The organism is Frigidibacter albus (genome assembly GCF_009908165.1).
Classification (GTDB): domain Bacteria; phylum Pseudomonadota; class Alphaproteobacteria; order Rhodobacterales; family Rhodobacteraceae; genus Frigidibacter; species Frigidibacter albus.
In genome coordinates this window covers 50,861-65,070 of record NZ_JAAAUC010000012.1, presented here as the reverse complement: position 1 = coordinate 65,070, position 14,210 = coordinate 50,861, and the positions used below count along the sequence as shown (strand labels likewise).

Annotated in this window: 15 protein-coding genes and 1 pseudogene; 13 read left to right on the top strand and 3 right to left on the bottom strand. The window is 68.3% G+C overall.

From position 1 onward, the window contains the following. Positions 1-27 precede the first annotated feature (27 nt). The 7 genes and pseudogenes from rplU to GVY41_RS17015 all read left to right on the top strand — a co-directional run. Positions 28-474, top strand: a pseudogene (rplU, locus tag GVY41_RS17045) (50S ribosomal protein L21); the annotation flags it as partial. A 15-nt stretch (positions 475-489) separates the two neighbouring features. Beyond that, positions 490-759, top strand: coding sequence for a 50S ribosomal protein L27 (gene rpmA / locus GVY41_RS17040; protein ID WP_161348016.1), 270 nt, complete (start codon positions 490-492; stop codon positions 757-759). An 85-nt stretch (positions 760-844) separates the two neighbouring features. Then, complete coding sequence (locus GVY41_RS17035) at positions 845-1,036, top strand: hypothetical protein (RefSeq protein ID WP_161348017.1); 192 nt, start codon at positions 845-847, stop codon at positions 1,034-1,036. Next, positions 1,033-1,626, top strand: coding sequence for a GNAT family N-acetyltransferase (locus GVY41_RS17030; RefSeq protein WP_161348018.1), 594 nt, complete (start codon positions 1,033-1,035; stop codon positions 1,624-1,626). The genes GVY41_RS17035 and GVY41_RS17030 overlap by 4 nt, the downstream gene beginning before the upstream one ends. Positions 1,627-1,874: 248 nt before the next feature. Continuing rightward, on the top strand, positions 1,875-2,900 hold the full coding sequence (gene obgE / locus GVY41_RS17025) for a GTPase ObgE (protein ID WP_161348019.1): 1,026 nt from the start codon (positions 1,875-1,877) through the stop codon (positions 2,898-2,900). Continuing rightward, complete coding sequence (proB, locus tag GVY41_RS17020; RefSeq protein WP_188816060.1) at positions 2,888-4,018, top strand: glutamate 5-kinase; 1,131 nt, start codon at positions 2,888-2,890, stop codon at positions 4,016-4,018. Before obgE ends, proB begins: the two co-directional genes overlap by 13 nt. Before the next feature lie 68 nt (positions 4,019-4,086). Then, complete coding sequence (locus GVY41_RS17015) at positions 4,087-5,352, top strand: glutamate-5-semialdehyde dehydrogenase (RefSeq protein ID WP_161348020.1); 1,266 nt, start codon at positions 4,087-4,089, stop codon at positions 5,350-5,352. A gap of 27 nt (positions 5,353-5,379) precedes the next feature. Here GVY41_RS17015 and GVY41_RS17010 read toward each other — a convergent pair whose 3' ends face one another. Continuing rightward, positions 5,380-5,979 (bottom strand): histidine phosphotransferase family protein, encoded by a 600-nt coding sequence (locus tag GVY41_RS17010; RefSeq protein WP_161348021.1) that lies wholly within the window; start codon positions 5,977-5,979, stop codon positions 5,380-5,382. 34 nt (positions 5,980-6,013) lie between these two features. Here GVY41_RS17010 and GVY41_RS17005 point away from each other — a divergent pair, with 34 nt between their 5' ends. The 3 genes from GVY41_RS17005 (at position 6,014) to olsA (ending at position 7,999) form a co-directional block, all read left to right on the top strand. Beyond that, complete coding sequence (locus tag GVY41_RS17005; RefSeq protein ID WP_161348022.1) at positions 6,014-6,190, top strand: DUF3553 domain-containing protein; 177 nt, start codon at positions 6,014-6,016, stop codon at positions 6,188-6,190. Between the two features lie 172 nt (positions 6,191-6,362). After that, positions 6,363-7,163 carry an L-ornithine N(alpha)-acyltransferase gene (olsB, locus tag GVY41_RS17000; RefSeq protein ID WP_161348023.1) on the top strand — a complete coding sequence of 267 codons (801 nt, stop codon included), beginning with the start codon at positions 6,363-6,365 and terminating at the stop codon, positions 7,161-7,163. A gap of 8 nt (positions 7,164-7,171) precedes the next feature. Beyond that, the gene (gene olsA / locus GVY41_RS16995) at positions 7,172-7,999 is read left to right on the top strand and encodes a lyso-ornithine lipid O-acyltransferase (protein ID WP_161348024.1); all 828 of its coding nucleotides are present in this window, start codon (positions 7,172-7,174) and stop codon (positions 7,997-7,999) included. A 7-nt stretch (positions 8,000-8,006) separates the two neighbouring features. On the opposite strand, the gene rocF is transcribed toward olsA, so the two are convergent. Then, on the bottom strand, positions 8,007-8,936 hold the full coding sequence (gene rocF, locus GVY41_RS16990; RefSeq protein WP_161348025.1) for an arginase: 930 nt from the start codon (positions 8,934-8,936) through the stop codon (positions 8,007-8,009). Positions 8,937-9,150: 214 nt separating this feature from the next. Between rocF and GVY41_RS16985 the strand changes: the two genes are divergently transcribed. Both GVY41_RS16985 and GVY41_RS16980 read left to right on the top strand, forming a co-directional pair. Continuing rightward, positions 9,151-10,824, top strand: a complete 1,674-nt coding sequence (locus GVY41_RS16985) for a tetrathionate reductase family octaheme c-type cytochrome (protein WP_161348026.1) — start codon at positions 9,151-9,153, stop codon at positions 10,822-10,824. After that, a complete protein-coding gene (locus GVY41_RS16980; RefSeq protein WP_161348027.1) occupies positions 10,817-11,473 on the top strand; it encodes a cytochrome b/b6 domain-containing protein in 657 nt (218 codons plus the stop codon). The genes GVY41_RS16985 and GVY41_RS16980 overlap by 8 nt, the downstream gene beginning before the upstream one ends. A 200-nt stretch (positions 11,474-11,673) precedes the next feature. Here the strand turns inward: GVY41_RS16980 and mepK are convergent, their stop codons facing one another. Beyond that, positions 11,674-12,243, bottom strand: coding sequence for a peptidoglycan L,D-endopeptidase MepK (gene mepK / locus GVY41_RS16975; protein ID WP_188816058.1), 570 nt, complete (start codon positions 12,241-12,243; stop codon positions 11,674-11,676). Positions 12,244-12,545: 302 nt separating this feature from the next. Here mepK and GVY41_RS16970 point away from each other — a divergent pair, with 302 nt between their 5' ends. Further along, entirely contained in the window at positions 12,546-14,168 is a 1,623-nt protein-coding gene (locus tag GVY41_RS16970) for a L,D-transpeptidase family protein (RefSeq protein ID WP_161348028.1), read from the top strand. Positions 14,169-14,210: the final 42 nt, after the last annotated feature.

The window sequence follows — 14,210 nt, the reverse complement described above, 5'->3', positions numbered from 1 at the left end:
GGACGCGGATGACATGAAGGAATACCCATGTTCGCGGTCCTCAAGACCGGCGGCAAGCAGTACAAGGTTCAGGCGGGCGATGTGCTCCGCGTGGAACGGCTTGCGGCCAATGCTGGCGATAAAGTTCAGTTCAACGACATCCTGATGCTGGGCGGCGAGACGCTGACCCTGGGCCTGCCCTTCGTGGCCGGCGCCGCCGTGCAGGCCGACGTGATCGACGAGATCAAGGCCGACAAGGTCATCACCTTCCACAAGCGCCGCCGCAAGCACTCCTCGCAGCGGACCCGTGGCCACCGCCAGAAGCTGACGCTGCTGCGCGTGACGAACATCCTCGCCGATGGCGCCGATGCGTCGGGCGTGATGGCTGCCGTCGGTGCGCGCACCAAGGTGCCGGCCGCCGATGTCGCCGAAGCTCCCGCCGCGGCCGAAGCCGCCCCCGCCAAACCGAAGCGCGCCAAAAAAGCCGCTGAAGCTCAGGAGTAATCCCCCATGGCACACAAGAAAGCAGGCGGCTCATCGCGCAACGGTCGCGATTCCGCAGGGCGTCGCCTCGGCGTGAAACTCTTCGGCGGTCAGGCTGCGATCCCCGGCATGATCATCGCTCGCCAGCGCGGCACCACCTGGTGGCCGGGCGAGGGCGTGGGCATGGGCCGCGATCACACGCTGTTTGCCGTGGTCGAGGGTCATGTGACGTTCAAGAAGGGCCTCAAGGGGCGCACCTTCATCTCGGTCCTTCCGGCGGCCAAGGCGGCCGAGTAAGCCGAACCTTTACAATCTCGGGTGTAAAGGGGGATCGGCCGGCAGGGCCGGTCCCCCTACTTCGTTTCAGGAAAGGCCCGTTGTCATGGGCATGATTGCAGAGACTTTTACCCGCGTCGCGCTTGGCCAGACCCTCGCGCAGGTTCCGGTGCAGGACCGTCCGGTCCGCCGCGCGCCGCGCCCGCAACTGCGCCTCGCCGCCCCGATGCAGGGCGGCCCTTTCGCGCTTGGCGCCGTGCAGGGCCTCGTTTGCTTGTTGCGCGGACCCCGGCCATGACCGCCGCGCCGCTGGACACCCGCCTTCAGTCCGCCGCGACGGCCGCCCCGCAGGTGATCCCGGCGGAGCGTTTCGTGCTGCGCCCGCTGCGCCGCTCCGATGCCGGGCTGATCTCGATGTACACCGCCGACCGCCGCGTCGCCGAGGGCACCCGCGCGATCCCGCATCCGCTGCCCCCCGGCGCGACCGAGGCGTTCATCGCCCGCGTCACCGGCACCCCGGCGGCTGGCACTCCGGCGGCGGGCGCCGCGCATGAGGATGTCTGGGCGCTGGACGGCTCGGCCCATGGTCTGGCCGAAGTGCTGGGTCTGGTCTCGCTGACGCATATGGAGCGCGACCAGTCCGAAGTCGGCTTCTGGGTGGCGCCTGCCTTCTGGAACACCGGCTTCGCCTCCGAGGCTGTCGCGGCCCTGGTCGCCGCCAATCCGCACCGCTCGCGCACCCTCTTCGCCGAGGTGTTCCAGGATGCCCCGGTCTCGGCCCGCGTCCTGTCCAATTGCGGCTTCGCCTATCTTGGGGATGCCGAAAGCTGGTCCGTCGCCCGCGGCGCAAGGGTCCCGACCTGGACCTACCTGCGCAAGATGGGCTGACCAAGAAGGGGGGCTTTGCGCCCCCCACGCCCTGCGGGCTCCCCCCGCAGGATATTTGGAAAAGGCAAAGGGGCAGGGTGGCTCTTGTGCTTTGCCTTTTCCAAATATCCTCGGGGGGTGAATTGGCCCGCACGGCCAAGAGGGGGGCAGACGGCCCCCCTTTCCCCCTCTCATCCCCCGCAACGCTTGATCCCTGCGCGCAACGGGTCTATCGCCTGTTCCCGACCTTACCTGAAAGCTGACCCGCCATGAAATTCCTCGACCTCGCCAAAGTCTATATCCGCTCGGGCGGCGGCGGCGCGGGCTGCGTCAGCTTCCGGCGCGAGAAGTTCATCGAATTCGGCGGCCCCGATGGCGGCGATGGCGGCCGCGGCGGCTCGGTCTGGGTCGAGGCGGTGGAGGGGCTGAACACCCTGATCGACTTCCGCTATCAGCAGCATTTCTTCGCCACCTCGGGCCAGCCCGGCATGGGCAGCCAGATGACCGGCAAGGATGGCAGCGACAAGATCATCAAGGTGCCGGTCGGCACCGAGATCCTCGACGAAGATGAGGAGACGGTCATCGCCGACCTCACCGAGGTCGGCCAGCGCGTGCAGTTGGCCCGCGGCGGCAATGGCGGTTTTGGGAACCTGCATTTCAAATCCTCGACCAACCGCGCCCCCAGCCGCGCCAATCCGGGGCAGGAGGGCGTCGAACGGACGATCTGGCTGCGCCTGAAGCTGATCGCGGACGCAGGTCTGCTGGGTCTGCCCAATGCCGGCAAGTCGACCTTCCTCGCCGCCACCTCGAACGCCCGGCCCAAGATCGCCGATTATCCCTTCACCACGCTGGTGCCGAACCTCGGCGTCGTCGGCATCGACGGCAAGGAGATCGTCGTCGCCGATATCCCCGGCCTGATCGCCGGTGCCAGCGAGGGCAGGGGCCTTGGTGACCGCTTCCTCGGGCATGTGGAGCGTTGCGCCGTGCTGCTGCATCTGGTCGATGGAACCTCCTCGACCATCTCCAAGGATTACAAGACCATCATCGGCGAGCTCGAGGCCTATGCCGAGGAACTGGCCGACAAGCCGCGCATTACCGCGCTGAACAAGATCGACGCGCTCGACAAGAAGACCCTCGCCGACCGCCGCCGCAGCCTTGAAAAGGCCTCGGGCGGCGAGGTGTTCCTGATCTCGGGCGTCACCGGCACCGGCCTGCCGGAGGTGCTGCGCGCGCTTTATGCCGAAATCATGCGCGCCCGCGCCGTGCCCGAGGAGGAGGCGCCTTGGCAACCCTGACGCAAGCTGCGGTGCGGCCCAGCCTCGCCAGCGCCAAGCGGATCGTCGTCAAGATCGGCTCGGCGCTGCTGGTGGACCGCACGGCAGGGCTCAAGACCGGCTGGCTGCAGGGGCTCGCGCAAGACGTGGCGATGCTCCGCGCCCGCGGCACCGATGTGATCCTCGTCTCCTCCGGCTCCATCGCGCTTGGCCGCCGGGTACTGGACCTGCCCTTCGCCGCCCTGCCGCTGGAGCAGAGCCAGGCTGCCGCCGCCGTCGGCCAGATCCGCCTCGCCCGCGCCTATGAGGAGGTGCTTGCCCCGCACGGGGTAATGACCGCGCAGGTGCTGGTCACGCTGGAAGATACCGAGGACCGCCGCCGCTACCTCAATTCCCGTGCCACCTTGCAGACCCTGCTGGGCTTCGGCGTCGTGCCGATTGTCAACGAGAACGATACAGTCGCGACGGATGAGATCCGGTTCGGCGACAATGACCGGCTGGCCGCGCAGATCGCCGTGACCATCGGTGCCGACCAGTTGGTGCTGCTCTCGGATGTCGATGGCTTCTACTCCGCCAATCCGCAGGAAGACCCCACCGCCACCCGCTTCGAGGTGATCGAGCATATCACGCCCGAGATCGAGGCGATGGCCGGCGAGCCGATCTCCGGCCTGTCCAAGGGCGGCATGAAGACCAAGCTGATGGCGGCGCGCACTGCGGTGCAGGGCGGCTGCGCGATGGCGATCATGGAAGGCTCGGTGCCGCGGCCGCTGTCGGCACTGGCGGCGGGGGCGAACTGCACCTGGTTCCTGCCCGAGGGCGATCCGCAGGCCGCGCGCAAGCGCTGGATCGCGGCGATGAAGCCGCGGGGCGAGGTACGGGTGGATGCCGGGGCCGTCGCCGCCCTTGCGCAGGGCAAGTCGCTGCTGCCCGCGGGCGTGGTGGCCGTGTCGGGCAGTTTCGGCCGCGGCGAGCCGGTGGCGGTGCTGGCGCCTGATGGCGCGGTGCTGGCCAAGGGCCTGATCCGCTACACCGCCGCCGAGGCGCGGGCGATTGCCGGGCACCGCTCCGGCGAGATCGAGGCGATCCTTGGCTATCCGGGCCGGGCGGCGCTGATCCACCGCGACGACATGGTGTTGTAAGCAGCTTCCGGGTTGCGCTGCCCGCGCGGTGCGAACAAGCTGGGGATTGCCTGCCAAAGGAGGGGCCGATGAAGGACATGGACAGCATTGCCGCCACGATGGAGGCGATCGGCCGCGCCGCCCGCGCCGCCGCCGCCGAGCTGGCCTTTGCCCCGGCCGAGGCGAAGGCGCTGGCACTGACCGCGGCTGCCGAGGCCGTCTGGGACCGCCGCGCGCAGATCCTCGAGGCCAATGCGAAGGACATGGCCTATGGCCGCGACAAGGGCCTGTCGCCCGCGATGCTGGACCGGCTGGAACTGACCGAGGCGCGCATCCGCGGCATGGCCGATGGCCTGCGCGCGGTGGCCGGGCAGCGCGACCCCGTGGGCGAGGTGATCGCCGACTGGGACATGGCCACGGGCCTCAACATCCGCCGGGTGCGCACCCCCATCGGCGTCATCGGGGTCATCTATGAAAGCCGCCCCAATGTCACCGCCGATGCCGGCGCGCTGTGCCTGAAATCCGGCAATGCCGTGATCCTGCGCGGCGGGTCCGAAAGCTTCCATTCCTCGACCGCGATCCATGACTGCCTGGTGGAGGGCCTGCGGCAAGCGGGGCTTCCGCAAGCCGCGATCCAGCTTGTCCCCACCCGTGACCGGGCGGCGGTCACGGAAATGCTGCGCATGGTCGCCCATATCGACGTGATCGTGCCCCGCGGCGGCAAGGGCCTCGTCGGCCTCGTGCAGGCCGAGGCGCGGGTGCCGGTCTTCGCGCATCTCGAAGGCATCTGCCATGTCTATGCCGATGCCGATGCCGATCTGGAAAAGGCCCGCCGCGTGGTGCTGAACGCCAAGACCCGCCGCACCGGCATCTGCGGCGCGGCCGAATGCCTGCTGATCGACCGCGCCTTCTTCGCCCGGCACGGCGCCATCCTCATCGAGGATCTCTTGGCCGCCGGGGTCGAGGTGCGCGCCGAGGGCGAGCTGGCCGGCATCCCCGGCACCGTCAAAGCGCAGCCCGACGACTTCGGCCGCGAGTTCCTCGACATGATCATCGCCGCCCGGCTGGTGGACGGGGTGGACGGGGCCATCGCCCATATCCGGCACTATGGCAGCCAGCATACCGAGGCGATCCTGACCGAGAATGATAGCGCCGCCGCGCGCTTCTTCCAGCGGCTCGATTCGGCGATCCTGATCCGCAATGCCTCGACACAGTTTGCCGATGGCGGCGAGTTCGGCATGGGCGCCGAGATCGGCATCGCCACCGGCAAGCTGCATGCGCGCGGGCCGGTCGGGGCCGAGCAGCTGACCAGCTTCAAGTATCTGGTGGTCGGCGACGGCACCATTCGGGCATAGGCGCGGCCGAACCTGAGGGCAGGGCGCCTAGAACCGCAGGCTGATCCCGGTCTCGGCCGGATCGGCCTGCACCTTGCGTCCCTGCCGCGCCGCCTCGACCGGCATCAGCGCGAAATGAACCTGCGCCGCGCTGACCTCGGACGGGCAGCCCTCACCCGCCAGCACTGCCCACAGCGCGGCATCGGCCTTCACCCGCTGCGCCTCGGCCCGCAGCAGCCAGCCGGCCCCCACCCGCTGCACGCTGACCCGCCCGCCCCAGGGCAGGGCGCTTTCCAGGCATTGCAGTCCCAGGAAGGCCAGCTTCACCTCGCGCCGCGCCTGATCGCCCTCTGGATGCCAGTCGATCGCCAGCTTGCCGCCCCGCGTCATGCCCTCGATCACCGCCAGAATCTCGGGCCGGCCCAGCCGGTGGTCGGGGGCCGCCGCGCCAAAGGCGATGCGGAAGAAGCGGATCCGGGCCTTGGCACTCGCCACGCTGTCCGCGATCAGCGCCATCTCTGGCCCCGCGGCCGTGCCCGCCATCGCCAGCAGCTCTACCCCGTTGCCGATTGCGCCCAGGGGGCTGATAAGGTCATGGCAAATCCGCGATCCCAGCAGCGCGGTCAGGTCCGGCCCGTCATCCGGCATGGCGCGGCCCGCAGACGACGGAAGGACGGCCCCGATGAACGCGATCCTCGAACCCGGAATGCTGGTGCGTCACCCCGGCCAGCCCGACTGGGGCCTTGGCCAGGTGCAGTCGCGGATCGGCGACAGGATCACGGTGAATTTCGAACATGCTGGCAAGGTCGTCATCGAGGGAACGCGAGTTGAATTGCTGCTTGTGCCACATGCTCAATGACTTACCCAAAGCTGAATACTGAAACGCTAGCACAACCGGGCCGCGTGTCAACCAAGCCCGCCGCAGGCCGGCCAATGCGTCGCGGTTGCAAATCCATCGGCAGCCGCCTACAACCGCGCCACCTGCCCGGCGAGGGTCCACAGGACCGCCGGGCGCCGCAGAAGCAGGTGCCATGACGCCCGATCCGACGACGCCCGAAACCTCGCCCTTCGTGATCCGCCTGGCGATCGAGGACCGCGACCTTCTTGCCGCGCAGCGCCTGCGCTATGGCGTCTTCGTCGAGGAGCTTGGCGGCGACGGCCCGCTGGTCGACCACACCCAGCGGCTCGAACGCGACGAGTTCGACCCGGTCTATGACCATCTCGTCCTCATCGACACCCGCCGTGATGCTGCCGCGCTCGACCATGTCGTCGGCGTCTACCGGCTGCTGCCGGGCGAGCGCGCGGCAGAGTTCGGGCGCTTCTACTGCGACGGCGAATATGACCTGACCGCTTTGCGCGCCTCGGGCCGGCGGCTGCTGGAACTCGGCCGCTCCTGCGTTCACCGCGACTATCGCGGCGGCCCGGCGATGTTCCTGCTGTGGAACGGGCTGGCCGATTACGTGCTCGACCTCGGTATCGAGGTGCTGTTCGGCGTCGCCAGCTTCCACGGCACCGATATCGAGGCGCTGAAACTGCCGCTGTCCTGGCTGCACCACCACCACCTTGCGCCCGAGGCGCTGCGGGTGCGCGCGCTGCCCGAACATGCGCAGCGCATGGACCTGGTGCCCGCGGATCAGCTGGACCGCAAGGCGGCGATGGTGGCGATGCCGGCGCTGATCAAGGCCTATCTGCGGCTTGGCGGTTTCGTCGGCGAGGATGCCTTCATCGACCGCCCGTTCAACACCACCGATGTCTGCCTGCTGATGGACACCACGGCGATGAGCGAAAAGCACAAGGGCTTCTACACCCGCAAGTTCGACGCGCGGGCCTGACGCCGCAGATGGTCACCTGGCGCGACGATGACACGCCCCCCGCGCCCCGCATCGGCGCGCCTGGCTGGCTGCTGGTCGCCCTGCGCGCCCCGCTGTTGCTGGTGCTGACCTATGGCGGCCTTGTGCTGCTGCTGCTCCTGCGCCTGCCCGAACGCGCGCTCTGCGGCCTCGGCCGCCCGGTGACCCCTTACATCACCCAAGCCGTCTGCCGCGCCGCGCTGGCGATCCTCGGCATCCGGCTGACAGTCCGGGGCAAGCCGATGCGCGAGCCGGGCGGCATCGTCGCCAACCATTCCAGCTGGCTCGACATCTTCACCCTCAACGCCTGCGACCGCGTCTATTTCGTGTCGAAATCCGAGGTGGCAGGCTGGCCCGGCATCGGCTGGCTGGCCCGCGCCACCGGCACCGTGTTCATCACCCGCGACCCGCGCGAGGCGAGGGACCAGCAGGCCCTGTTCGAGGCGCGCCTTCGCGCAAACCACCGGCTGCTGTTCTTCCCCGAAGGCACCTCCACCGATGGCCGCCGGGTGCTGCCCTTCAAGCCGACACTGTTTGCCGCCTTCTTCACCGAAGGCCTCCGCGCCATCCATATCCAGCCGGTCACGGTGATCTACCACGCACCAGCGGGTCAGGATCCGCGCTTCCTTGGCTGGTGGGGCGACATGGCCTTCGGCCCGCATCTCCTCAAGCTGATGGCCAGCCCGCGCCGCGCCCGGGCCGAGGTGATCTTCCACCCCCCGCTCGCCGCCGCCGAATTTGCGGGGCGCAAACAGCTCTGCGCCACCGCCGAGGCCGCGGTGCGCGCACCCCTCACGGAAGCGCTCGGTCAGCCGTAGCTGCGCGTCAGCCGTAGCTGCGGGTGGGCCGGTCGAACACCTTGCGCCCCATCAGGCTGGCGACCAGATCCACCATCAGCCGCGCCGTGCGCCCGCGCTCATCGAGGAACGGGTTCAGCTCTACCAGATCCAGCGAGGTCACCAGCCCGCTTTCGTGCAGCAGCTCCATCACCAGATGCGCCTCGCGGAAGGTGGTGCCGCCCGGAACCGTGGTGCCGACAGCCGGCGCGATCGAGGGATCGAGGAAATCCACATCAAGGCTGACATGCAGCATCCCCTCCGCCGCATGCACTTCCTCCAGGAATGCCCGCAGCGGCGCGACGATGCCATATTCGTCCAGCACCCGCATATCCCTGATGTCGATCTGCCCGGCCTGCAGCGCAGCATGTTCCTCGGGGTCCACCGAGCGGATGCCATAAAGGCAGATATTCCCGGGCGGCAGCGGCGCGGGGAAATCGGGGAAACCCGCGAACCCGTCCCGCCCGGCGATATAGGCCACGGGCGTCCCATGCAGGTTGCCCGATTGCGTCGTCAGCGGCGTGTGGAAATCGGTATGCGCGTCCAGCCACAGCAGGAACAGCGGCCGCCCGGCGCCCTGCGCATGGGCCGCGACCCCGGCCACGGACCCCAGCGACAAGGAATGATCGCCGCCGAGGAAGATCGGAAAGCCGCCCTCGGCCAGCGCCGCCCGGCCCGCGGCCGACAGCGCCTCGGTCCAGCCCACTGTTTCCGCCAACGAATGCACGGCGGGGTTCTCGCAGCTCACCTCGCGCAGGACGGGGAGCGCCACATCGCCCCGGTCCTCGACCTCGTGCCCCAGGTCGCCCAGCATCCGCGCCAGCCCCGCCACGCGGTAGGCCGCAGGCCCCATCAGGCATCCGGGACGGCGCTGGCCCGAATCGACCGGCGCTCCGATCAGGTGGCAGATGCGTTTCATGGCGGTCCTTTCAGGCGGGCAGGGGCAGCCCCGACTTGGCCGCGAAACGCGGGTGGGGTGCAACCGCTTTCTTCGGTCCCCCGGCCCCCCGGCGGGGTGTGACGCGATGCCCCGCCGCCCGTGGCCATCAGGACTAGGCACGCAACAATATATCTCATAACTTGCATGTCTGGAAACGCGCTCCAATCCAGCTACACGCAAGAACGGAGCCGCGATGCGCATATCGAAGCGGAGGATCGCCCTCATCCTGGCGGCGGCCCTGGCGGGCGGGCCATGCCTTGGCCAGTCCGGGGAAGAGACGGCGGCACCAACCTCGCCCCCGGGCGCGGCCCAATCTCCCATGGCCTCGGCCAGCACGGCCGACCATTCCAAGTTCAAGATCCTGCAGCAATCCTTTGCGTCGGGCCCCGAGGTGACGGCCGCCTGCCTGTCCTGCCACACCGAGGCTTCGGATCAGGTGATGCATTCGCTGCACTGGACTTGGGATTACACCCAACCCGGCACCGGAACCCGGCTTGGCAAGGCCAGCGTCATCAACTCCTTCTGCGGCAATGTCGCGGCGAATGAACAGCGCTGCACCTCCTGCCATGCCGGCTATGGCTGGGACGATGTGCGCGAGCCCGCCCCGACCAACCCCGCGCAGGTCGATTGCCTCGCCTGCCACGACCGCTCGGGCCAATATGCCAAGGCCGACAACTTGGCCGGCCACCCGCCGCTGGACCCGGTTCCCGCAGACGCGAAAACCATCACCGGCGCCGATGCCTGGCCCGTCGATCTGGCCCGCGCCGCGCAATCGGTGGGGCCGCCCGGGCGCGACAATTGCGGCAACTGCCATTTCAACGGCGGCGGCGGCGACAACGTCAAGCATGGCGACCTGTCCTCGGCGCTGCTGGCCCCGTCCCGCGCCACCGATGTGCATATGTCGGCCGACGGGCCCAATTTCACCTGCGACACCTGCCATGTGTCGGACCGCCACAAGGTCGCCGGCAGCCGCTATGACGTGCTGGCGCATGATGCCAGGGGCTTGCCCGACCCGGGGATGCGCCGCGACGTCGCCACCTGCGAAAGCTGCCATTCCGCCAAGCCGCACAAGCCGACGCTGATCGGGCTGAAGCTGAATGACCATGCCGACCGCATCGCCTGCCAGACCTGCCATATCCCCGAGTTTGCCCGCGGCGGCGTCGCCACCAAGACCGTCTGGGACTGGTCCACCGCCGGCCGGCTGAAGGATGGCAAGCCCTACAGCATCGACGGCTTCACCCAGTCCGACGGCGAGGCGCTGCACACCTACCTTTCGACCAAGGGCGATTTCGACTGGGCCGAGAACGTGGTGCCGGTCTATGCTTGGTTCAACGGCCAGGTCCGCTACACCACGGCCGACACCACAATCGACCCCTCGGCCGTGGTCGAGATCAACAGCGTCCAAGGCGCGCGCGAGGACCCGGCCAGCCGGATCTGGCCCTTCAAGCGGATGGAGGGGCGGCAGGCCTATGACACGGTGCTGAACCGGCTGGTCCATACCCAGGTCTGGGGCCCGAAAACCGAAACCGCCTTCTGGACGAATTTCGACTGGGGCAAGTCGATCCAGGCGGCGATGGACTATGTCGGCGCCGAGTATTCCGGCCAGTTCGGCTTCGTGGATACCCATATGTACTGGCCGATCACCCACATGGTCGCCCCGGCCGCGGATGCGCTCGACTGCCAGTCCTGCCATGCGCCGGACGGGCGGCTGGCCGATGTCGCCGGGATCTACATGCCCGGCACCGGCACGCCGCTCGGCGGGCGCATCGGGCTCGCGCTGCTGCTGGCGGCGCTGGCGGGGGTGGGCGTGCATGGCGCGCTGCGGCTGATCCGCCGCGAAGGCGGGAAAGGGGGCCATCATGGCTGAACGTCTGGTCAAGGTCTATTCGGTCTTCAACCGGGTCTGGCACTGGTCACAGGTCGCCTCGATCTTCATCCTGCTCTTCACCGGGCTGCGGGTGATGGGGCTGCATACGCTGATCCCGTTCAAGGCGGCGGTGGTCGTACATACCGCCGCCGCGCTGGCGCTGCTTCTGCTCTGGGCCTTCGCCACCTTCTGGCTGTTCACCACCGGCGCCTGGCGGCAGTTCATCCCCACCCGCACCGGGCTGCGCGCCGTGCTGCGCTTCTACGCCTGGGGGGTGTTCCGGGGCGAGGAGCATCCCTACCAGAAACGCCTGCGCCGCCGCCACAACCCGCTGCAGGCCGTCTCCTACCTCGCACTGAAGCTGGTGCTGTTCCCCGCGATCTGGAGCACGGGCATCGTCTATCTGCTGCACGGGGTCTGGATGCATCTCGATCCCGGCGGGCAGGGGCTGTGGCTGGTGGCGAACCTGCATGTCCTCGCCGGTTTCGCCATCGCCGCCTTCGTGGTGGTGCATGTCTATCTGCTGACCATCGGCCACGGCTTTCGCGAACATGTGCGCCCGATGATCACCGGCTTCGAAAAGGTCGCCCTGACGCCCGAGCAGGAGGCCTATCTGCGCGCCGACGAACCCGGCCGCCTGAAACCCTGACCGGGGAGAGCGACCCTTTCGCTTCTTTCTGGCGGAAATATCCTCGGGGGGTGCGGGGGGCAGACGGCCCCCCGCTTCTTCGTTTCGGGTGCGGGGGGCAGAAGGCGCCCCCGGCTTCCTTGGCAACCGGACCCGCAGACATGAAAAAAGGCGCCGGGACAGGGCGCCTTTTGTTCCGTTCTCTCAGATCCGCTGGCGGATCAGGCGCCCCAGGTGCGGACCGGGCCGCAATCCATATGCACGAAGTTCGAGCGCGAGTAGCGTCCAACCCCGCCGGCACGGCAGGCCGCTGCCGCCTTGTAGATCTGCGACACCGAGCGCGAGGTCAGCCGCAGGTCCGCCGCCTGGCCCTTCATGTGCAGCGAGTTCTTCGCCACACCGCCCGAGCGCGAGCGCAGCATGTTGTTGGTCGCGGGCGACCGGTAGCCCGACAGCATCATGTAGGGCTCGCTCACCCCCATCAGCCGGTGCGAGGCCGCGGCGATGTCGATGGTGCGCGCATCGACCGAGATGGTCTGGTCGTTGCGCCAGTCGCGCATGAAGTGGTTGATCTCGGCCAGCGCCTCGGGAATGTAGTCCCCGTCCAGCCAGTAGATCGTGTCGAGGCTTTCGCCGGTGCGGCCCGAATACATCTTGATCCGCCGCACATCGCCGGCGCCCCGCAGGAAGCCGAAGGCGTTGGAGTAGGTTGGCGCCGCCACAAGGGCTGTTGCCGCAAATACCCCGAGGATCCCGCGCCGCGAGACTCCCGCCGAAAGTGTCATAGTCATGTGTGCGCCTGTCCCGTCGCTTAGACCGCTTTTGCAGCGGCTTGATGCCATGTCATCCCCAGATGCAGGAGTTTTATGACATGGCCCGACTTATGTGCCAACCGCGCAAATGCCGCAGCGCGGTTAACGCAAGGTTGATAGGCGAAATTCTGCTTAAATAATTCGCGCCCTCGGCGCTCTGCGACCTGTTGCTCGAATGCGACAGCCTGTCCCTTGCCCATGGAGTTGTGAGTGGACAGGGGCCCGCGGCCACAGCATGACTCATCCACAGCACAAATTGCGCAACGGGATAAGGTCGGCAGATGCGAAATACCGGGCGGACACGGACCAAGGTACTCCCCACACGCGCAGGCGCGGCACTGGCGCTGATGCTGGCACTGGCCCTCGCGCCGCAGGGCGCGGGCGCCACCGCCTTCAGCCCTTTCGCGCAAGGCGTGGCCGAGGCTGCGGGCGCCGAGGCTGCGATCGCCGCCTTCTACCGGACGCGCAACTACGCCCCGCTCTGGACCACTGCCGCCGATGCCCCGCGCCGCGCCGCGCTCTTCGCCGCGCTCGACCGCGCCCAGTCCCATGGCCTGCCGGCCGCGCGCTATGATGCGGCGGGGCTGCGCACCCAGATCGCCGCCATCCGCACCGAACGCGACCGGGCCCGGGCCGAGGTCGCCCTCAGCCGTGCCTTCCTTGCCTATGCGACGGACGTTGCCAGCGGCGCCACCGAACCGCGCAAGATCGACGCCGGCATCGTGCGCGAGATCATCCGCCCCGATCCCGCCGTCACCCTTGCCGCCTTCGCCAGCTCCGACCCCGCCGCCTTTGTCCGCGCCCTGCCGCCCGCGGCGCCGGAATATGCGCAGCTTATGAAAGCCGGGCTCGACCTGCGCCGCGCCGCCGCCTCGGGCGCCTGGGGCCCGCGCATCACCGCTGAAAGCCTGAAGCCCGGTGCCAGCGGCGAGGCTGTCGTGCAGCTGCGCGACCGGCTGGTGGCAATGGGCTACCTGGGCCGCTCAGCCACGCAGGACTTTGACGCCTCGGTGCAAAAGGCCGTGCAGGCCTTCCAGCTCGACCATGGCCTTACCCCCGACGGCATCGCCGGCGCCGCCACCATCGAAGAAATCAACCGCGCCCCCGAAGAGCGCCTGCAATCGGTCATCGCCGCGATGGAGCGGCTGCGCTGGATGAACGGCGTCGAGCTGGGAGAGCGGCATATCTGGGTCAACCTGCCCGACTTCACCGCCAGGATCGTCGATCACGGCAAGGTCACCTTCGAGACGGTCAGCGTCGTCGGCATGAATCAGGGCGACCGGCGCACGCCAGAATTTTCCGACCAGATGGAATATATGGTCATCAACCCCACCTGGCACGTGCCGCGCAGCATCACGGTCAAGGAATACCTGCCGATGCTGCAGAAGAACCCCAATGCCGTGGGCCATCTGAACGTGGTCGACCGCTCGGGCCGCGTGGTCAACCGCGGCGCCGTGAATTTCGCCCAATACAGCGCCCGCACCTTCCCGTTCGAGATCAAGCAGCCGCCCTCGAACTCGAATGCACTTGGCCTCGTGAAGTTCATGTTCCCGAACCAGTACAACATCTATCTGCATGACACGCCGTCCAAGTCGCTGTTCGAAAAGGAAATCCGCGCCTTCAGCCATGGCTGCATCCGGCTCGGCAAGCCCTTCGACTTTGCCTATGCGCTGCTGGCAGCCCAGACCGATGACCCGGTGGGCGAATTCAAGCGCCACCTGAACACCGGCGTCGAAACCTCGGTCTCGCTGGCAGAGCCGGTGCCGGTGCATCTGGTCTATTACACCGCCTGGCCCACGCCCAAGGGCCGCATCGAGTTCCGCCGCGACATCTATGGCCGGGATGCGGCGATTTTCGATGCGCTTGAGGCCGCCGGGGTGGCGCTTGGCCTTGAGGAGGGCTAAGTCACTGCGCAAGCAGGGCGGCACGCGGCCGCCCGGTGCCGG